This is a genomic window from Desulfonauticus autotrophicus (genome assembly GCF_055381725.1).
In genome coordinates, this window is the sequence record NZ_AP042395.1 from 107,158 (window position 1) to 124,766 (window position 17,609).

At 37.8% G+C, this 17,609-nt stretch carries 29 protein-coding genes; 27 read left to right on the forward strand and 2 right to left on the reverse strand.

All coding sequences use genetic code 11. The features are described 5' to 3' along the window. The 23 genes from rpmC (at position 1) to ACZ42F_RS00745 (ending at position 12,973) form a co-directional block, all read left to right on the forward strand. Positions 1 to 210 (forward strand): 50S ribosomal protein L29, encoded by a 210-nt coding sequence (gene rpmC / locus ACZ42F_RS00635; protein ID WP_464279367.1) that lies wholly within the window; start codon positions 1 to 3, stop codon positions 208 to 210. Next, positions 197 to 448 (forward strand): 30S ribosomal protein S17, encoded by a 252-nt coding sequence (gene rpsQ, locus ACZ42F_RS00640; protein WP_029965527.1) that lies wholly within the window; start codon positions 197 to 199, stop codon positions 446 to 448. Before rpmC ends, rpsQ begins: the two co-directional genes overlap by 14 nt. An 11-nt stretch (positions 449 to 459) precedes the next feature. After that, positions 460 to 828 carry a 50S ribosomal protein L14 gene (gene rplN, locus ACZ42F_RS00645; RefSeq protein ID WP_029965529.1) on the forward strand — a complete coding sequence of 123 codons (369 nt, stop codon included), beginning with the start codon at positions 460 to 462 and terminating at the stop codon, positions 826 to 828. A gap of 1 nt (position 829) precedes the next feature. Further along, positions 830 to 1,159 carry a 50S ribosomal protein L24 gene (gene rplX / locus ACZ42F_RS00650; protein WP_029965530.1) on the forward strand — a complete coding sequence of 110 codons (330 nt, stop codon included), beginning with the start codon at positions 830 to 832 and terminating at the stop codon, positions 1,157 to 1,159. Continuing rightward, complete coding sequence (rplE, locus tag ACZ42F_RS00655) at positions 1,159 to 1,698, forward strand: 50S ribosomal protein L5 (RefSeq protein WP_029965531.1); 540 nt, start codon at positions 1,159 to 1,161, stop codon at positions 1,696 to 1,698. The genes rplX and rplE overlap by 1 nt, the downstream gene beginning before the upstream one ends. A 12-nt stretch (positions 1,699 to 1,710) precedes the next feature. After that, the gene (locus ACZ42F_RS00660; RefSeq protein ID WP_092066485.1) at positions 1,711 to 1,896 is read left to right on the forward strand and encodes a type Z 30S ribosomal protein S14; all 186 of its coding nucleotides are present in this window, start codon (positions 1,711 to 1,713) and stop codon (positions 1,894 to 1,896) included. An 11-nt stretch (positions 1,897 to 1,907) separates the two neighbouring features. Continuing rightward, complete coding sequence (gene rpsH / locus ACZ42F_RS00665; RefSeq protein ID WP_029965532.1) at positions 1,908 to 2,291, forward strand: 30S ribosomal protein S8; 384 nt, start codon at positions 1,908 to 1,910, stop codon at positions 2,289 to 2,291. A 10-nt stretch (positions 2,292 to 2,301) separates the two neighbouring features. After that, complete coding sequence (rplF, locus tag ACZ42F_RS00670; protein ID WP_029965534.1) at positions 2,302 to 2,838, forward strand: 50S ribosomal protein L6; 537 nt, start codon at positions 2,302 to 2,304, stop codon at positions 2,836 to 2,838. 9 nt (positions 2,839 to 2,847) lie between these two features. After that, the gene (gene rplR, locus ACZ42F_RS00675) at positions 2,848 to 3,195 is read left to right on the forward strand and encodes a 50S ribosomal protein L18 (protein WP_029965536.1); all 348 of its coding nucleotides are present in this window, start codon (positions 2,848 to 2,850) and stop codon (positions 3,193 to 3,195) included. A 10-nt stretch (positions 3,196 to 3,205) separates the two neighbouring features. After that, a complete protein-coding gene (gene rpsE, locus ACZ42F_RS00680) occupies positions 3,206 to 3,694 on the forward strand; it encodes a 30S ribosomal protein S5 (RefSeq protein WP_029965537.1) in 489 nt (162 codons plus the stop codon). A gap of 8 nt (positions 3,695 to 3,702) precedes the next feature. Further along, the gene (rpmD, locus tag ACZ42F_RS00685) at positions 3,703 to 3,873 is read left to right on the forward strand and encodes a 50S ribosomal protein L30 (protein ID WP_029965539.1); all 171 of its coding nucleotides are present in this window, start codon (positions 3,703 to 3,705) and stop codon (positions 3,871 to 3,873) included. Beyond that, positions 3,873 to 4,319, forward strand: coding sequence for a 50S ribosomal protein L15 (gene rplO / locus ACZ42F_RS00690; protein ID WP_029965540.1), 447 nt, complete (start codon positions 3,873 to 3,875; stop codon positions 4,317 to 4,319). The genes rpmD and rplO overlap by 1 nt, the downstream gene beginning before the upstream one ends. 1 nt (position 4,320) lies before the next feature. Beyond that, a complete protein-coding gene (secY, locus tag ACZ42F_RS00695) occupies positions 4,321 to 5,652 on the forward strand; it encodes a preprotein translocase subunit SecY (RefSeq protein ID WP_464279368.1) in 1,332 nt (443 codons plus the stop codon). Position 5,653: 1 nt separating this feature from the next. Continuing rightward, the gene (map, locus tag ACZ42F_RS00700) at positions 5,654 to 6,418 is read left to right on the forward strand and encodes a type I methionyl aminopeptidase (RefSeq protein ID WP_029965542.1); all 765 of its coding nucleotides are present in this window, start codon (positions 5,654 to 5,656) and stop codon (positions 6,416 to 6,418) included. A 10-nt stretch (positions 6,419 to 6,428) separates the two neighbouring features. After that, the gene (gene rpmJ / locus ACZ42F_RS00705) at positions 6,429 to 6,542 is read left to right on the forward strand and encodes a 50S ribosomal protein L36 (RefSeq protein ID WP_464279369.1); all 114 of its coding nucleotides are present in this window, start codon (positions 6,429 to 6,431) and stop codon (positions 6,540 to 6,542) included. 9 nt (positions 6,543 to 6,551) lie between these two features. Next, positions 6,552 to 6,923 carry a 30S ribosomal protein S13 gene (rpsM, locus tag ACZ42F_RS00710; protein WP_029965543.1) on the forward strand — a complete coding sequence of 124 codons (372 nt, stop codon included), beginning with the start codon at positions 6,552 to 6,554 and terminating at the stop codon, positions 6,921 to 6,923. Between the two features lie 20 nt (positions 6,924 to 6,943). Continuing rightward, positions 6,944 to 7,333: a 30S ribosomal protein S11 gene (gene rpsK, locus ACZ42F_RS00715; RefSeq protein ID WP_029965544.1), complete on the forward strand. Its 390-nt coding sequence runs from the start codon at positions 6,944 to 6,946 to the stop codon at positions 7,331 to 7,333. 12 nt (positions 7,334 to 7,345) lie between these two features. Next, on the forward strand, positions 7,346 to 7,972 hold the full coding sequence (rpsD, locus tag ACZ42F_RS00720) for a 30S ribosomal protein S4 (protein ID WP_029965545.1): 627 nt from the start codon (positions 7,346 to 7,348) through the stop codon (positions 7,970 to 7,972). Positions 7,973 to 7,988: 16 nt separating this feature from the next. Then, positions 7,989 to 9,029 carry a DNA-directed RNA polymerase subunit alpha gene (locus ACZ42F_RS00725; RefSeq protein WP_029965546.1) on the forward strand — a complete coding sequence of 347 codons (1,041 nt, stop codon included), beginning with the start codon at positions 7,989 to 7,991 and terminating at the stop codon, positions 9,027 to 9,029. 45 nt (positions 9,030 to 9,074) lie between these two features. After that, positions 9,075 to 9,449 carry a 50S ribosomal protein L17 gene (gene rplQ, locus ACZ42F_RS00730; RefSeq protein ID WP_464279370.1) on the forward strand — a complete coding sequence of 125 codons (375 nt, stop codon included), beginning with the start codon at positions 9,075 to 9,077 and terminating at the stop codon, positions 9,447 to 9,449. A gap of 128 nt (positions 9,450 to 9,577) precedes the next feature. After that, positions 9,578 to 10,483, forward strand: coding sequence for a selenium metabolism-associated LysR family transcriptional regulator (locus tag ACZ42F_RS00735; RefSeq protein ID WP_029965549.1), 906 nt, complete (start codon positions 9,578 to 9,580; stop codon positions 10,481 to 10,483). A gap of 1 nt (position 10,484) precedes the next feature. Then, positions 10,485 to 11,525, forward strand: a complete 1,041-nt coding sequence (gene selD, locus ACZ42F_RS00740) for a selenide, water dikinase SelD (RefSeq protein WP_464279371.1) — start codon at positions 10,485 to 10,487, stop codon at positions 11,523 to 11,525. Beyond that, positions 11,522 to 12,973, forward strand: a complete 1,452-nt coding sequence (locus tag ACZ42F_RS00745; RefSeq protein WP_464279372.1) for an ASKHA domain-containing protein — start codon at positions 11,522 to 11,524, stop codon at positions 12,971 to 12,973. Before selD ends, ACZ42F_RS00745 begins: the two co-directional genes overlap by 4 nt. Before the next feature lie 3 nt (positions 12,974 to 12,976). Here ACZ42F_RS00745 and ACZ42F_RS00750 read toward each other — a convergent pair whose 3' ends face one another. Together ACZ42F_RS00750 and ACZ42F_RS00755 are read right to left on the reverse strand one after the other, a co-directional pair. Further along, the gene (locus tag ACZ42F_RS00750; protein WP_464279373.1) at positions 12,977 to 13,711 is read right to left on the reverse strand and encodes an ABC transporter ATP-binding protein; all 735 of its coding nucleotides are present in this window, start codon (positions 13,709 to 13,711) and stop codon (positions 12,977 to 12,979) included. Beyond that, a complete protein-coding gene (locus ACZ42F_RS00755; protein ID WP_464279374.1) occupies positions 13,699 to 14,544 on the reverse strand; it encodes a branched-chain amino acid ABC transporter permease in 846 nt (281 codons plus the stop codon). The genes ACZ42F_RS00750 and ACZ42F_RS00755 overlap by 13 nt, the downstream gene beginning before the upstream one ends. Before the next feature lie 155 nt (positions 14,545 to 14,699). On the opposite strand from ACZ42F_RS00755, the gene ACZ42F_RS00760 reads away from it, so the two are divergent. From ACZ42F_RS00760 to ACZ42F_RS00775, 4 genes are all read left to right on the forward strand, one after another. Beyond that, positions 14,700 to 15,590, forward strand: coding sequence for a class I SAM-dependent methyltransferase (locus ACZ42F_RS00760; RefSeq protein WP_464279375.1), 891 nt, complete (start codon positions 14,700 to 14,702; stop codon positions 15,588 to 15,590). After that, entirely contained in the window at positions 15,587 to 16,348 is a 762-nt protein-coding gene (locus tag ACZ42F_RS00765) for a hypothetical protein (protein ID WP_464279376.1), read from the forward strand. Before ACZ42F_RS00760 ends, ACZ42F_RS00765 begins: the two co-directional genes overlap by 4 nt. Positions 16,349 to 16,442: 94 nt before the next feature. After that, positions 16,443 to 17,336: a glycosyltransferase family 2 protein gene (locus ACZ42F_RS00770; RefSeq protein ID WP_464279377.1), complete on the forward strand. Its 894-nt coding sequence runs from the start codon at positions 16,443 to 16,445 to the stop codon at positions 17,334 to 17,336. A gap of 11 nt (positions 17,337 to 17,347) precedes the next feature. Further along, positions 17,348 to 17,599 (forward strand): hypothetical protein, encoded by a 252-nt coding sequence (locus ACZ42F_RS00775; protein WP_464279378.1) that lies wholly within the window; start codon positions 17,348 to 17,350, stop codon positions 17,597 to 17,599. Positions 17,600 to 17,609: the final 10 nt, after the last annotated feature.

Genomic DNA, 17,609 nt, shown 5'->3' on the forward strand with positions numbered 1-17,609 from the left:
GTGAAGGCAAAAGAACTGCGTAAGTTGGCTGTTGGTGAATTGCATAAAAAATTGCAGGAATTAAGAAGAGGACTATTTAATTTACGTTTTCAGCATGCCACAGCACAACTGGAAAATACTCAGCGTATTCCCCAGGTAAAAAAAGATATAGCCAGGGTTTTAACAGTATTACGTGAAAAAGAGTTGGAGTCTCAAAATGAGAACAAATAGGCGTAAATTAGTTGGTATTGTTGTAAGTGATAAAAGTGATAAGACCATTGTGGTGCGAGTAGATAGGTTGGTAAAACATCCACTTTTGGGTAAGTATATTAAAAGAAGAAAAAAGTTTATGGCCCATGACCCCAATAATGAATGTAAGATTGGGGATAAAGTGGAGATTATTGAATCCAGACCTCTTAGTGCCCGCAAACGCTGGCATTTGGTGCGTATCATAGAAAAAGCTAAGTAACGAGGTGGGCGATGATACAGGTGGAAAGTAGATTAGAGGTAGCTGATAATTCTGGGGCTAAGAAAGTCGCCTGCATTAAAGTTTTGGGCGGCTCCAAGAGGAGGTATGCTTCCATTGGAGATATCATTGTGGTTTCAGTAAAGGAAGCTATTCCTCACTCCAAGGTAAAAAAAGGTGATGTGTACAAGGCTGTAATTGTTAGGACCAAGAAGGAAGTAGGTCGTCCTGATGGCTCATATATTCGTTTTGACGAAAATGCAGCAGTTCTTTTAAACAAGAACTTAGAGCCTATTGGGACACGTATCTTTGGTCCTGTAGGTCGTGAGCTTAGAAGTAAAAATTTTATGAAGATTGTATCTTTAGCTCCTGAGGTACTGTAAAATGGCACAGAAGATTTTGGTAAATGATAAAGTGATGGTGATTGCCGGCAAAGATAAGAATAAAGTTGGCAAAGTAATTAAAATTTTAAAAGACAAGCATAAAGTTATAGTAGAAGGGGTTAACAAGGTAAAAAGGCATGTTAAACCCAATCCCTACCGTAATGAATCTGGAGGGATTGTGGAGAAAGAAGCTCCTATTGATATCTCTAATGTAGCTTTAATGTGTGAGTCTTGTGCTAAGCCAACTCGTGTCGGCTTTAAGTTTACAGAAGAGGGTAAGAAAGTACGCTACTGTAAAAAATGTAATGAAGTAATTAGTAAGGTGCGATAATGATGAGGTTAGAGAAGTTATACCAAGAGAAAATAGTTCCTCATTTAATGGAAGAATTTAAGTATAGTTCCTCCATGGAGGTACCTAGAATATTAAAGGTATCTCTTAACATGGGGTTAGGGGAAGGCAGTCAAAACAACAAACTTATTCAAGATGCTGTAGAAGAGTTAACTTTGATTGCAGGTCAAAAGGCTGTAATTACCCGTGCAAAAAAATCTATAGCTGCGTTTAAATTAAGAGAAGGACAGCCAGTAGGAGTCAGGGTTACCTTGCGCAGGGAACGTATGTGGGCATTTTTGGATAAGTTATTTAATGTTGCCTTGCCCAGGGTGAGGGACTTTAGAGGAATCCCTGACAGAGGGTTTGATGGAAGGGGCAATTTTACTCTGGGAATTAGAGAGCACACCATATTCCCAGAGATCGATCTAGATAAAGTAGATCGAGTAAAAGGAATGAACATTTCTATTGTAACCAGCGCAAAGACAGATAAAGAAGGCAAGGTCTTATTGGATATGCTGGGATTGCCTTTTAAGAAGTAAGGAGGATACCTAGTGGCGCGTAAAGCATTAATAGTTAAGGCCAAGAGAAAACCAAAATTTTCTACTAGAAAGTATAATCGCTGTCCTCTCTGTGGTCGGCCTCGGGCTTTTTTGAGGCGTTTTGGAATTTGTCGTATTTGTTTTAGAAACATGGCTTTGGCGGGAGAATTGCCGGGCGTTAGAAAATCTAGTTGGTAAGGAGAATTAAAATGCAATTAACAGATCCTATTGCAGATTTGTTGACCCGAATTCGTAATGCCCATTTGGCCAGACACAAAGAGGTATCCATTCCTAGGAGTCGTCTTAAAGAAGAAATTTTACGAATCTTAAAGGAAGAGGGCTTTATCAAGGATTATATTGCTGAAGATAGAGAGTTAAAGGTTTTTCTGAAGTATTACAATGGTCAGCCAGTAATTAAGGGTTTGCAAAAAATAAGTAAGCCCAGCAGGCGAGTTTATGTAAAAGCAAAGGAAATACCTATTGTACGGAATGGGTTGGGCATAGCGATTTTATCAACTCCTAAGGGAATTATGGAAGGTAGGCAGGCCCGTAAAGAAAATGTTGGTGGCGAATTAATCTGTGAGGTTTGGTAGGAGTTTTGTCATGTCAAGAATTGGGAAAAAGCCAGTAAAACTACCCAAAGGGGTAGAAGTAAAAGTTGAAAAAGACCAGATTCTGGTAAAAGGCCCCAAAGGCCAACTTACTTTAAGTACGCATCCAAAGATTTCTTATCGCCAGGAAGGCGAGGAAATTTTTGTGGAAAGAAGCGATGATACTAGAGTAGCCAAAGAGCAACATGGATTGCGTAGAACTCTTTTAAATAATGCTGTTATTGGAGTAAGTGAAGGGTTTAAAAAGACTCTGGAAGTAGTTGGTGTGGGTTATAAAGTGGCGGTTAAAGGCAACACTGTAGAGCTCAATGTTGGATATTCTCATCCAGTAAAAATGGAATTGCCCAAAGAGCTTAAGGCTGAGGTGGAAGGAAACAAACTTACTATTTCTGGTATTAACAAAGAAATGGTGGGTGAGTATGCAGCTCGCATTAGAAGAGTGAGACCACCAGAGCCTTATAAGGGTAAGGGTATCAAGTATATTGACGAGCAGATTAGGCGTAAAGCTGGTAAAACTGGTAAGAAATAGGTGAGAGCAATGAGAAAAACCAGACAAGAAGCTAGGCTGAAAAGAAAAATTAGAATTAGAAAAAAAATTAGGGGTACAAGTGAGCGTCCCCGTTTGGTAGTATTTCGTTCCAATAGATATATTTATGCCCAGGTTATTGATGATTTGGCTGGTAAAACCTTGGTTTCTTATAGCTCTTTGGTAATGGGAAAGAAAAATGTTACCAAAGAGGTGGCCAAAGAAGTGGGGAAAAAGGTGGCTGAACTGGCCAAAGGCAAAAATATTGAGCAGGTAGTTTTTGACCGTAATGGTTATTTATATCATGGTAGAGTAAAAGCTTTGGCTGATGGAGCCAGGGAAGGTGGACTAAAATTTTAAGAGGGTGATCATGGAAAAGAAAGAGTTTGAACTGATAGAGAAAATAGTTTACCTCAATCGAGTTGCTAAGGTTGTTAAAGGTGGAAGAAGGTTTAGCTTTAGTGCCTTGGTAGTTGTGGGAGATGGTCAGGGTAAGGTTGGCTATGGTTTGGGTAAGGCCAATCAGGTACCTGATGCCATTAGAAAGGCTACAGAAAAGGCTAGAAAAAATATGATAGAAGTACCTCTTCATGGTACCACCATCCCTTTTCAAGTGATTGGTGAATATTGTTCCAGTAGAGTTTTGCTAAAGCCCGCCAGTCAGGGTACTGGTATTATTGCAGGTGGTGCTGTACGTGCTGTTTTGGAGGTTTTAGGGGTAAAGGATATTCTCACCAAGTCTTTGGGAAGCAATAATCCTCACAATGTATTAAAAGCAACTATTCAAGGCTTGAGTGAGCTTGTTACTCCAGAACAGGTAAGTTTAATGAGAGGTAAAAAAGTTAGGCTTGTGAAGTAGGAGTGGCCATGATTAAGGTAAAATTGAAAAGAAGTCTTATTGGCTTAAAGCCTAAACAAAAAAAGACTATTCAGGCTTTAGGGCTGAGGAAAATAAATCAGGTAAAAGAACTTCCTAAAAATGATGCAGTTTTGGGAATGATTAAAAAAGTTGAAAACTTTGTTGAGGTGGTGGAATAATGAAGCTGCATGAATTATATCCTTTTGAGCACGAACGTAAGGAAAGAAAACGTGTGGGCCGCGGAGATGGAAGTGGCCACGGTGGAACTTCTTGTAGAGGACATAAGGGACAGAAGTCCAGAAGTGGAGGCAAGGTTGCTCGCTGGTTTGAAGGTGGGCAGATGCCTTTGCAAAGAAGATTGCCCAAGCGAGGCTTTAAAAATCCCTTTAGAGTGGAATATGCTATAGTGAACTTAGGTGTATTGGCTGAGAAGTTTCAGGATAAGGAAGAGATTTCCATAGAAGATTTTTATGCCAGTGGTTTGGTAAAGAAGAATTTGCCTGTAAAGGTTTTGGGAGAGGGTGAACTAAATCGTCCTTTAAAAATAACAGCTCACAAGTTTAGCAAATCCGCTAAAGAAAAAATCGAAAAAGCGGGTGGGAGCGTAACTCCTTTGGAAGGTTAATATGGCACGGGCACAAACTCCTGGTATTGGTGCTGGTATTGGTACAGGTGCAGGTGAGTTAAAAAAGAGAATTTTAATTACTTTTTTACTTTTGGCTGTTTACAGAATAGGAATTCATGTTCCTGTACCTGGAGTAGATGGTAGCGCCTTAGCTGCTTTTTTTGGACAGGCCAAAAATACCCTGTTTGGACTTTTTGATATGTTTTCTGGTGGAGGGCTAAACAGGCTCTCCATTTTTGCTTTGGGTATTATGCCCTACATTTCTGCCTCTATTATTTTACAACTTTTGACTGCAGTAATTCCTGAACTCCAGCGCTTGAGCAAGGAAGAAGGTGCTGCGGGTAGAAAAAAGATAACCCAGTATACTCGTTACTTAACTGTAGTTATTACCTTAATTCAGGGTGTAGGTATTGCCATTGGTCTGGAAAACATGACCAGTCCTACCGGAACACCTATTGTGTATCAGGCTGGCTGGGCCTTTCGTCTGACCACCATGATTACGCTTACTGCGGGTACAGTCTTTTTGATGTGGTTGGGTGAACAGATAACTGAATTTGGGATTGGTAATGGTATTTCCCTGATTATTTTTGCTGGAATCATTGCCCGTCTACCTGGTGCTCTTGTAAACTCTTTTCGTTTGATTAGCACTGGTGAGGCCACTCTTTTTACAGTTCTTTTTGTTTTACTCATTATGGTAGCTGTTTTAATTGGAATTGTTTATGTGGAAAGAGCAATACGCAAGATTCCCATCCAATATGCCAAGCGTATGGTGGGAAGGAAGTTATATGGAGGCCAGACCAGTCATTTGCCTTTGCGTTTAAATACTGCTGGAGTTATTCCTCCTATTTTTGCTTCTTCTATTTTGATGTTTCCAGCTACTGTGGCTAATTTTTCCAATGTGGATTGGGTAAAACAGATAGCCAGTTATTTTTTGCCTGGTACCATCTGGTATAGTGTCATTTATATTGGGCTTATTGTATTTTTCTGTTATTTTTACACAGCAATTATTTTTGACCCCAAGGATATTGCTGAAAATTTAAAAAATCATGGGGGCTTTATTCCTGGAATAAGACCTGGTGAAAAGACCAAAGAATATATTGATAAGGTGTTGTCCAGGTTGACCTTCTGGGGAGCCATTTATGTTTCTGTAGTTTGTATTTTGCCCATGATTTTGATTAAGCAGTTTAATGTTCCCTTTTATTACGGTGGTACTGCTTTGTTGATTGTTGTGGGTGTGGCCATGGATACCATGTCTCAGGTGCAGTCCTACTTCATTAGTGGTCAGTACGAAGGACTTATGGGCAAAACCAAAATAAAAGGGCGTCGTTTTTAGTTTGAAAAAGTATAAGGGGATATTTTTAAAAAATAAGGAAGAGATTGGCCTCATGCGTGAGGCCAATCGAATAGTGGCCTTAATCCTGGCAGAGCTGGAAAAGGAGATAGCTCCGGGATTGACAACCCTGGACCTAGAGCGTAAAGCAGAAAGCCTTTGCCAGAAATATAAAGTTAAACCTGCTTTTAAGGGATATCATGGTTATCCCTATATTTTATGTTGTTCGGTAAATGAGCAGATAGTTCACGGCTTTCCTTCAAGTAGAGAGCTACAGACAGGCGATATTTTAAGTGTGGATATGGGAGTTGTTTATAAAGGCTTTTACGGAGATGCAGCCAGGACTTTTGCAGTAGGAGAGATTAGCCCTCAGGCTCGAGAATTGATGCAGGTTACAGAAAAGTCCCTTTATAAGGGAATTGAGCAGGCTAAAGTAGGTAATAATTTATACGATATATCCGCGGCTATTCAAAGCTATGTGGAGGCTAGGGGCTTTCACATAGTAAAACGTTTTGTTGGGCACGGAATTGGCACCCGCTTACACGAAAAGCCGGAGGTACCAAATTTTGTACCAATCAATGCCAATAAGATCCCTCTCAAAGTTGGCATGACTCTGGCGATAGAACCAATGGTGGCAGTGGGTACTGATGAAGTTGAGATTTTAAAGGATAACTGGACCGCCGTAACCAAAGATGGAAGTTTGGCTGCTCATTTTGAGCATACCATAGCCATAACTTCAGAAGGTCCTGAGATTTTAAGCCAAGTTTAGTGGGGGAATTATGAAGGTTAGACCATCTGTAAAGAAAATGTGTTCCAAGTGTAAGATAATTCGCCGTAAAGGGATTTTGCGAGTAATCTGTGAAAACCCACGGCACAAACAAAGACAAGGTTAGGGGGTAGATGTGGCTAGAATAGCTGGAGTAGAACTGCCTAAAAACAAACGTATTGATATTGCCTTGACCTATATTTATGGGATTGGCAGAACTACAGCCTTGAAAATTTTAGAGGCTACAGGAATTGAGTGGACTAGAAAATCTGATGACCTGACACCAGAAGAAGTAAATGCCATTAGAAATGAAATTGAAAACAACTACAAGGTGGAAGGTGATTTAAGAAGAGAGGTAACAGCCAATATTAAGAGGCTTATGGATATTGGTTGTTATCGTGGTCTTAGACACAGAAGAGGACTGCCAGTAAGAGGACAGCGTACTCACACCAACGCCCGTACTCGTAAAGGTCCTCGTAGGTCTTTGATGAAGAAAAAGAAAAAGTAATTAAGCTAGGAGTAACATAAATGGCAAAACGTAGAAGAGGCGGTAAGAAGAAAGAGAAAAAGAACATTCCTACTGGATTGGTCTATATCACTTCTTCCTTTAATAATACTATTGTTACTTTCACTGATATGAAAGGTAATGTAATTGCCTGGGCTAGCTCTGGAACAGCAGGTTTTAAGGGCTCTAGAAAGAGTACCCCCTTTGCTGCTCAAAAGGCAGCAGAGATGGCAGCCAAAGCTGCTCAAGATCATGGAATGAGAACTGTAGGAATTTTAGTAAAAGGCCCAGGTGCAGGACGAGAATCAGCCATGCGTGCTATTGGTGCAGCAGGTTTTAAGGTTCGTTTTATTCGGGATATTACTCCTGTACCCCATAATGGCTGTCGTCCACCTAAAAGGCGTAGAGTGTAAAGGAGGAATAAATTGGCTAGATATAGAGAAGCAAGATGTCGTTTGTGTCGCAGAGAGGGCACCAAGCTCTTCTTAAAAGGCGACCGATGTTTTACTGATAAATGTGCTTTTGAAAGGCGTCCTTTTGCTCCGGGTATGCATGGAAGGATGCGTAAAAAATTGACTGACTATGCTTTGCAGTTAAGAGAAAAGCAAAAGGTAAAAAGACTTTACGGAGTTCTGGAAAAACAGTTTAAAAATTACTTTAAAGAGGCAGCTCGCCAGAAAGGTGCCACTGGTGCCAATTTGCTTATTTTATTAGAAAGAAGATTGGATAATGTAGTCTATAGACTGGGTATGGCTGAATCCAGAATTCAAGCCAGGCAGTTAGTTAGACATGGTCATTTTTTAGTAAATGGTCGTAAGGTGAATATTCCTTCTTTTTTAGTTAAGGAAAATGATGTCATAGAAGTAAAGGCCAAAAGTAAAGAAAAGTTAATCTTTAAAAATGCCCTGGAAACTTTGGCCAGAAAAGGTATTCCAGCTTGGTTAGAGGTGGATGAAGGTAATTTAAAAGGTGTAGTTAAAGCTATGCCAACCCGTGAGGATGTAACCTTCCCAATTAACGAACAACTCATTGTTGAGTTGTACTCCAAGTAAAAGTAGGTGATATAATATGATTAGAAGTGGTGACAAGCTTATTAATACGCGCAACTGGACAGAACTGGTTAAGCCCAAACAGCTTGTCCGTGACGAGAAGTCAACAGATTCTTATGGCAAGTTTATCTGTGAGCCTTTGGAAAGAGGATATGGTACTACTCTGGGCAATGCCCTGAGAAGAGTGCTTTTATCTTCTTTACAGGGAGCAGCTATTGTTGCTGCTAAAATTAGAGGAGTTCAACACGAATTTGCTACTATTCCTGGAGTATTAGAGGATGTAACAGATATCATCCTCAATCTAAAGCAAGTTCGTTTTGCCATGAGTACTGAAGAGCCCCAACACCTGCAGCTTATTGCCAATGAAAAGGGGGAAGTAAAGGCTGGAGCGATTAAAGAAAGTCCTTTGGTAAAGGTTCTAAACCCTGATTTGCATATTGCTACTCTGACTGATGATATTGATTTTGTAATTGACCTGGAAGTGAGAATGGGCAAGGGCTATGTCCCGGCAGAGTTGCATGAAGGTTTGGATGATGAAATAGGGATTATTAAGCTAGATGCTTCCTTTTCTCCAGTTAAAAAAGTGGCTTTTAATGTTGAGCAGGCTAGAGTTGGGCAAATGACCAACTATGATAAGCTTATTCTGGAAGTCTGGACCGATGGTTCTGTAACTCCAGAAGACGCAGTTGCTTACAGTGCCAAGATTTTAAAGGAGCAACTCACTATTTTTATTAATTTTGATGAAGTGGAGAGCACTTCTCATACTGAAAGCAAAGAGGAAAAAGAGGAGTTAAATGAACACCTCTTTAAACATATTGACGATTTAGAGTTACCACCCAGGGCCAGCAATTGCTTGAAAAGTGTTGGCATTACCTTGGTGGGTGAATTGGTCCAAAAAACAGAGAATGAGTTGCTCAAGATTAAAAACTTTGGCCGTAAATCTTTGGACGATATCTGGAGGGTCCTGAATAGTTTGGGGTTAGAGTTTGGCATGAAAATAGATAATTTTGAGGCAAAATACAAAGAATGGTTAAAGAGGAAGGATAAAGATGAGGCATAGAAAAAAGGTCGCAAATTAAATAGAACCTGGGAACATAGAAAAGCCATGTTTAAAAATATGGCTCAATCTTTGGTAGTCCATGGTCGTATTAAAACCACTTTACCCAAGGCCAAAGAATTGAGAAGGGTTGCTGATAAACTTATCACTCTGGCTTTGCGTAATGATTTGCCTGCCAGAAGACAGGCCTTTAAAATTCTGGAAAATCACGGTTTGGTGAAAAAACTTTTTGATGAAATTGGACCTCGTTTCAAAGATGTTCCTGGTGGTTATACTAGAGTAGTAAAGCTTGCCCTTCCTAGAAGAGGGGATTGTGCCAAGATGGCAATTGTTGAGTTTAGTGTAAGCGGAGAAAAGAAAGAAGAGAACCTGGAGAAAGCCGAAGAAACTGCTGCCAAGGAAAATACAGAAAGCGCAGAATAAGTAGATTTTGAACCTAACTTTTAAAAATTAAAAAAAGGAAGGTCTTAGACCTTCCTTTTTTTTATATTTTCTAGTATTGTTAATTTGAATATAGAGTATTTTTTATTTGAATATTAGGAGAAAAGTTCATGGATTTGAGAAAACTGGAAGCCTTTTATTATGTCTTTAAAACAGGTTCTTTTTCCCGGGCTGCTGAGGAGATTTTTTTATCCCAGCCTACTGTAAGTACTCATATTTCTTCTTTAGAAAAAGAACTGGGAGTAAAGCTTTTTGATCGGAACGGCAGGAATGCTTTGCCCACTCCAGCAGGCAGGTTGCTTTTTTCCAGGGTGCGTGAACTCTTTGACCTGTTGAAAAAGACCAAGCAAGAAATCAGTGAGCTTAAAGAACAGGTGGAAGGAGAGGTGATTATTGGAGCCAGTACCATTCCTGCCACCTATCTTTTGCCTCCGGTTTTGGCCAATTTTCTTAAGGAATATCCGCGAGTTAGCGTGAGCTTAGAAGTGAGTGATTCCTGGGAAATATGGAATAAAACCATTAATGGAGAAGTGGATTTTGGTCTTACGGGAGGAATTTTTGAAGATGATTTTTTACAGGTGGAAAAGGTCTTGGAAGATGACCTTATTGTGATTGCCAGTCCTGAATTAAACCTGGATTTTACTAAAGTATTTAACTTTTCCCAGTTAAAGACTTTGCCCTGGGTCATGCGAGAAAAGGGCTCTGGCACCAGAAAGGCCATGGAAAGGACCTTAAATCAAGCAGATGTGCCTTTTTCAGAGTTAACAGTGGTTCTGGAAGTTAAAACTACAGAAGCTTTAGTCCAATATGTGTTAAATGGCATTGGGTTGGGGTTTACCTCCAGGATGGTGGTAAAAGATTATCTGGATAAGGGATTATTAAAGGAAGTAAAAATAAAGGATTTACATTTTTCCCGAAGTTTTTATTTGGTTTGGAATCCAAGAAGAGAAGCCTTTCCTCTTTTTTGCAAACTAAGGGAGTTTATTAAAAACAATATAGGCAAGGCAAGGGTGTAGTATGAGTAAAAAATTGGTGCAAACTGTCAAGGCTGCAGGTTGAGCTTCTAAAATTTCTCCAGGGGACCTGGAGGAAATACTTTTGGAATTGGAAGCAAAGCCAAGAGAGGATGTTTTTTTGCTTCCTCCTCTGGACTGGGCAGATGCCAGTGTGATTAAAGTACCTGCAGGTAAGGCCCTGGTTCAAAGTGTGGATTTTTTTACGCCCATAGTGAATAACCCTTACTGGTTTGGCCAGATTGCAGCTGCTAATTCCCTTTCTGATATCTATGCCCTGGGTGGAGAGCCCTATGCAGTAATGAACCTGGTTTGTTTTCCCATAAAAACCATGCCTAAAGAAGTATTAAAAGAGATTTTAAGAGGTGGCCTGGCTAAAATAGAAGAAGCAGGAGCAGCACTAGCTGGTGGGCATAGTGTAGAGGATGAAGAAATAAAATACGGCCTAGCAGTAACTGGCCTGGTGGAGCCTGATAATTTTGCCAGCAATAAGGGACTTCAACCTGGGGACTTTTTGCTTTTAACCAAACCCATTGGTACTGGTGTGCTGGCTACTGCCTTAAAAGGAGAAATAGGGGAAGAGGAGTTTATTGAAAAGCTCCTGTTTGAATTGTGTAGCAAATTAAACAAGATAGGTGGAGAAGCCATTAAGCGCTTTGGTCTTAAGGCAGCTACAGATGTAACTGGATTTGGTCTGGGCGGGCACCTACTGGAAATGGCCAGAGCCTCCAGGGTGGGAGTAGAGCTCTGGAGCAATAAAGTTCCTTTATTAGAGCCAGCTCTGGAAATGGCAGGTATGGGACTCATACCTGCTGGAAGTTATGCCAATAAACACTTTTGTTCCCAATTGGTGGAAATTAAGGGCAAGGTCAATGATTTGACATTGGATCTATTATTTGATGCCCAAACCTCAGGCGGCCTGATTTTGGGAGTTAATGCTTCTTTATTGGATCAGGTTCTGGCTTTTTTTGAGCAGAACAGGGAACAGGTAGCAGTAATTGGCAAAGCTGTCTCTTTAAAGGAAAAATACTTAACTATTCTATGAAGCCAATTACTTTCTCAAGTTCAGCAAAGTATGCTTCCTGGCTGGAATATCTCCTGATTTTAGGAGAATTGAAAGATGTTCCAGTTTGCGCAGGCTTGGGTAAGTGTGGTAAATGTAAAATCAAATTTTTGGATAAAGCACCAAAACCTACTTTAAAAGAAGCAGAGCTCCTTACAACTAAAGAAATCAATGAGGGCATAAGACTGGCCTGTGAGCATATTCCTAAAAAGGGTGAAGAAGCTATCCCTCTTTTTAAAAAGGAAAAGGGGCTTAGTCTGGCTCAGGAAGTGGATTTACTGGGAATAGATATAGGAACCACCACCTTAAAGTGGGGAGGAATAAGGAAAAATAAATTTGTTTTACTGGGTAAAAAAATAAATCCTCAAATGGGAGCAGGGTCAGAAGTTATAAGCAGATTGGAGTTTGCCTTAAAGGAGAATAATCTTTTTTTCTTAAGGGAGCTACTTTTAGAAGATTTGCAGTCCATAATAGGGCATCATAATAAACCTATGTGCATTACGGGTAATTCGGTAATGGTTTATTTGTTGCTGGGAAAAGATGTCTCTTCCTTAAGTAAAAGTCCTTTTTTTCTCACCTATAAAGGCAATACCAGGGAGAAAATATTAGGTAAAAAAGCATATATTCCGCCCTTGTTAGGCCCTTTTGTAGGCGCTGATATTAGTAGTGGACTTTATTTTATTTTAGAGCAGGGCCCTGAGTATCCTTTTCTTTTTTGTGATTTTGGGACCAATGGAGAAATGGTTCTGGCTAAAAATGAAAGGGAAATATTTTGTACCAGTGTGGCCATGGGGCCTGCTTTGGAAGGTGTTGGCCTTAGTTTTGGAGGTATTTTTTCTGAGAATAGCGTGAGCAAACTAGAACTTTTAGATTTAGTAAAAAATAAATTACCCCAGGATAATTTTAGAATAACTGGGACCGGTTATTTATATTTACTAAGCCTGCTTTTAAATTTGGATATATTGGATAGAAAAGGTCATTTTCAAGCCGGTTCAAATTGGAAATTAAACCTGAATTTACAATATAAAAATAATAAGTTGTTTTTAAATAAAGAAGTTTATTTAGATGGAAAAGATATAGAAGAAATTTTAAAGGTTAAAGCTGCTTTAAATTGGGGAATAAATTTTTTATTAACTAAAGCCGGGATAGCTTTTAAGGATATAAAGTCTATCTATGTTTCTGGAGCTTTGGGTAGTAATTTAACTGCTGATGTTTTGGTTAACTTAGGTTTTTTCCCTTTGACCTGGGAAGAAAAGATAGCTTTTTTAGACAATAGTGCCTTAAAAGGAGCTCTTAAACTACTTGCAGCTAAAAAAAGTGAAGAGGAAATAGGTAAGATTTTTGTTTCTACCAGGTATTTTAATCTAGCAGAGGATATTACAAGAAGGGAGCAATTTGTAGATTATATGCTCTTTGAGTTTGTAAACTAAAATTTATTCTCTTTCCCACACTTCTTGATAGCCTTTGCCTAAATAAGCCTCTTTGACTTCAGGGTGATTTAAGAGGTCTTGTCCTGAACCTTCCAGAACAATTCTTCCTGTTTCCAGCACATAAGCCCGATGACAAATCCTTAAGGCTGCTCTGGCATTTTGCTCTACCAATAAGACACTTAAGTTTTTCTCTCGGTTTAACTTCAAAATAGTTTTTAAAATTTCTTTGGTTAAAAGTGGAGACAGACCCAGAGAAGGTTCATCTAAAAGCAAGAGTTTAGGGTCTGACATAAGTGCCCGACACAGGGCTACAATTTGCTGCTCTCCTCCAGAAAGGCTTTTGGCTTTTCGGTTTAGTAATTTTTCTAAAATGGGAAAAGAAGCTAGTAAATGTTGAAAAGTGGCTTCTACCTGTTTTTTATCCTGATTTAAAAAAGCGCCTAAAAGGATATTATCCTTTACCGAAAGCTCTGGAAAAAGTTTTCTGCCTTCAGGACAAAGGCTTAGGCCCAGTTTTAGACGTTGAGGAGGAGAAAAATGATTTATTTTTTGATTAAGAAAAACAAGCTCTCCTTTTTTAGGCGGCAAAATACCTGCTATAGTTTTTAAAAGTGTGGTTTTACCTGCTCCGTTTGCTCCTATGACAGTAACTATTTCTTCTTCTTTTAAGTGCAGAGATACAGATTTGAGTATTTTTATAGGGCCATAATAAGTGGTGAGGCTTTTTACAAAGAGCATTTTAATTCCTTTTTTCCTTTTCCTAATAAACCTTGAGGCCTGAAGATAAGTATGAGGATTAAAAGAGAGCCGTAGAAGAGGTCTTGATAGTCTGCCAGAGATTGTAAGAATTCTGGTAAGAGAAAGAGCACAACACTGCCCAGAACAGGCCCAAAAATAGTACCCATTCCACCCAAAACAACCATGCAAAGGATTAAAACTGATGTATGCAGACCAAATACATTGGGTCCAATAAAGGTAATATAGTGAGCATACAAAGAACCTGCCAGGCCAGCAAAAAAACTGGAGAGTCCAAAAAGGAAAATTTTTAAAGGAAAGGGATGAATTCCCATAACCTTAGCAGTAAGCTCGTTTTCTTTGATGGCAGTAAGGTTTAAGCCCCAGAGGTTTTTTTTCAGGCGAAAGGTAAGAAAAAGGCAAAGGGAAATATTTGCCCAGATTAATAACAACAGTTTTAAGGAAGAAAGGTTAAAATTGGGCAGACCATAAAGCCCGTCAGGTCCACCGGTAAAATTTAGGTTTTTTAAGATTAGTTCAAAAATAATCCCTAGCCCCAGTGTTACCACTGCCAAAAATTCGTCTTTTAACTTTAGGGCTGGAATGCCTACGAGTATAGAGGCAAAAGAAGCTATTAAACCAGATAAAAGGAGCAAAAGGGGAAAACCAAGCTGAGTGTGCAAAGAAAGCAAGGCTGAAGTATAGGCTCCTAAACCAAAAAAAGCAGCATGCCCTAGGGAGACCAATCCTCCCAGACCAACTAAAATATTTAGACTACTGCTAAGCAGGATGTATATTCCGCCTAAGATAAAGAGATGATAGAGGTAGGCTTGCATAATGGGCTATAACTAACAATTTTTTTGGAATTTCTCAATGGCTTATAATTGGAAAATATAGGCATGTTATTTGCTAAGATAACAGGATGATATTAGATGCTTGTAGGGGTAATTTTATTTTAGCAAAAAGGTGGTTGTAAGGGAAAAGATAACTTATGGCAAAGCTAAATCTAAAGTTTTATAAGGGACAGGATTGTTATTCTGATGGAGATGTTGAGAATATTATCTTAGATATTATAAAAAAGGAAAAAAATTTTCAGGAGATAGTGTATAATATTAGCAATTGGGCAATACTTTATCATTTTTTGCCAAATAGGGAGAATATTTTAGATTGGTATGACTTTGATGACAAAGCTTCTCTTTTAGAGATAGGTGCTGGTTGTGGTGCGTTAACTGGATTATTTGCTAGAAAAGTTAAAAATGTAACTGCTATAGAGTTATCTAAAAGAAGGTCTGAAATAATTTATAATAGATATAAAGATTTTTTTAATATTGAGATAATAGTTGGAAATCTTAATGATATAGTGTTAGATACTAAATTTGATTATGTAACTCTAATTGGAGTTTTAGAATATGCTGCTAGGTTTACTCCAGGAAAAGAACCTTTTAAGATATTTTTAGATAATTTAAAACAATATTTAAAAGATGATGGAACATTGTTTATTGCTATAGAAAACAAATTTGGACTTAAATATTGGGCTGGAGCTAGAGAAGATCATACAGGAAAGTTTTTTGAGAGTATAGAAGGTTATTCCCCTTATACGCAAATTAGAACTTTTGGAAAAATAGAATTGGAAGAGCTTTTAAGAAGTGTTGGATTTAAGTCTCTCAATTTTTACTATCCAATGCCAGACTATAAATTGCCAAAAGTTATTTATAGTGATTCTTACCTGCCTAAAATTAACGATTTTTTTGATATTTATAGTCCGAATTTGGATAGGGATAGGTGCGTGCTTTTTGATGAACGAAAAGTTTTTAAAAATATTATAGAAAATAAGCAGTTTCCTTTTTTTGCTAATTCTTTTTTAGTGGAGGCACGTCTGTGAAAACAATCTTTGCTAAATATAATAGAGAAAGATTACCTGAGTATCAGATAGTTACCAAGATTGTAGAAGATAACCAAGGTAAGAGGTATGCGCTCAAAGAGCCTTTGTGTCCAGAAGCTTGGCAGCATCTTAATAATATATTTAAAAATTATAAATTACTTCAAACTACTTATAAGCTTAACTTGGCTAAGCCCAAGAAAATAAAGCAGGGGCTTATTTTTGAGTTTATTGATGGTAATCCCTTAGACTTGCTGATGTTAAAGGCTATAAAAAATAATGACAGAGAACTTTTTCAGGAATATCTAGAAAGGTTTTTAGGATTTGTTGATTCCATGGTTTCAAAAAGAAAAGTTATTTTTAAACCTTCTTTAGAGTTTGAAAAAATATTTGGCAAATGGGAGATTGAAACTCCGCAAGATATAATGGAATTAGCAAATGTAGATATTTCTTTTGAGAATATATTTTTAGATAAAGATGGAAAATTTTTTGTTATAGATTATGAGTGGGTATTTAATTTTGAAATTCCTAAAGATTACATTATATGGAGAAGCCTTTTTGTGTTTTCTTTACATCACTCTGTAGATATGCTTGGTTTCGCAAATATATATGGGTTAGATGATGAAAAATTATCAGAAATAAATAATAATTTTATGAAATATATATATGGAAATTATAAGTATATTGTCTCATCTAAATCTAATAAGCCATCTTATAAAATTGATCTGGATGAAATAGTAGAAGTATTAAGTGCTAATTAGAATTTTCTAAAAAATTAACAACTTTATTTGTAAAGATGAACATCATAGTATCAATTATTATCCCTGTTTTTAATAAGTGGGAGCTTACCAGAAATTGTTTGGTAAGTTTGAAAAAAACACACCCAGAGAAGATGTGGAAGTTATTGTGGTAGATAATGGCTCTCAGGACGAAACAGCTACTTTAGCTAAGGGGGTTGGCCGAGAGCTTTTTGGGAAAAGATTTGTGTATGTACCTTTGCCTGAAAATATAAACTTTGGTCCTGCTTGTAATCTGGGAGCAAAGATAGCTAAGGGTAAGTTTTTATTCTTTTTAAATAATGACACCATTTTGACGGAAAACTGGCTGGAACCTCTGCTTGAAGTCTGGTCAAGTGATGAAGATATAGGAGCAGTTGGTCCCTTGCTTTTATATCCAGATAATACTGTTCAACATTTGGGAGTGGTAGCTAATTTGCATAGGAAAGTATTTCATTTGTACTCTTATTTTCCTAGAGAACATGAGGTGGTGAAAAAAAAACGTTCTTTTCAAGTAATTACTGGAGCTGCTTTGTTGATTAAAAAGGACTTATTCTGGGAGATCAATGGTTTTTATCCCAGGTATAAAAATGGTTTTGAAGATGTGGATCTATGTTTGAGTTTGAAAAATAAGGGGAAAAAGCTATTAGTAGAGCCTAAGAGTGTTATCTATCATTTATGTAGCCAGACTCCTAATCGTTATAAATATGATCTTTATAATAGTAAAATTTTAAGCAATAGGCATATTAATTCACTTAAAGAAGATTCATATCTTTATTACTTAGAAGATGGTTATGATTTTGAGCTTACTAGATTTTTAAAAATTTTACCTAACATATCTAAGGAAAAAGAAAAAGATTGGCTAAATAAAAAATTAGAACCTTGTTTTTATTTAGAAAAAATAAAAGAAGAGCCATTCTGGTTTAAGGGTTATTTAAAAGTTATGGATTTTTTTCTAGAAAAAAAGATGTAGATTCTTTTTTATTGATAGCTGATCTTGCTTTAAATTTTTTTCCTTTTGAAGTTGTTTATGAAAAATTTTTAGAAGCGTTTCATAATGTTAAGGACAGGAGAATTTATCTTTTTATTGAAAAGAATAAAGAAATGATTTCTCAGGGAGAAGCTGAGTTTCGCAAGGGCAAGTATTTTCAAGTAGCCCAAAACTTGCTGGGTAGACATGAAATTTTGGACCAAAAGCTCCAAAAATGGCTTGAAAAGCACTCCTGTTTTCAGTAGATTACAAAAT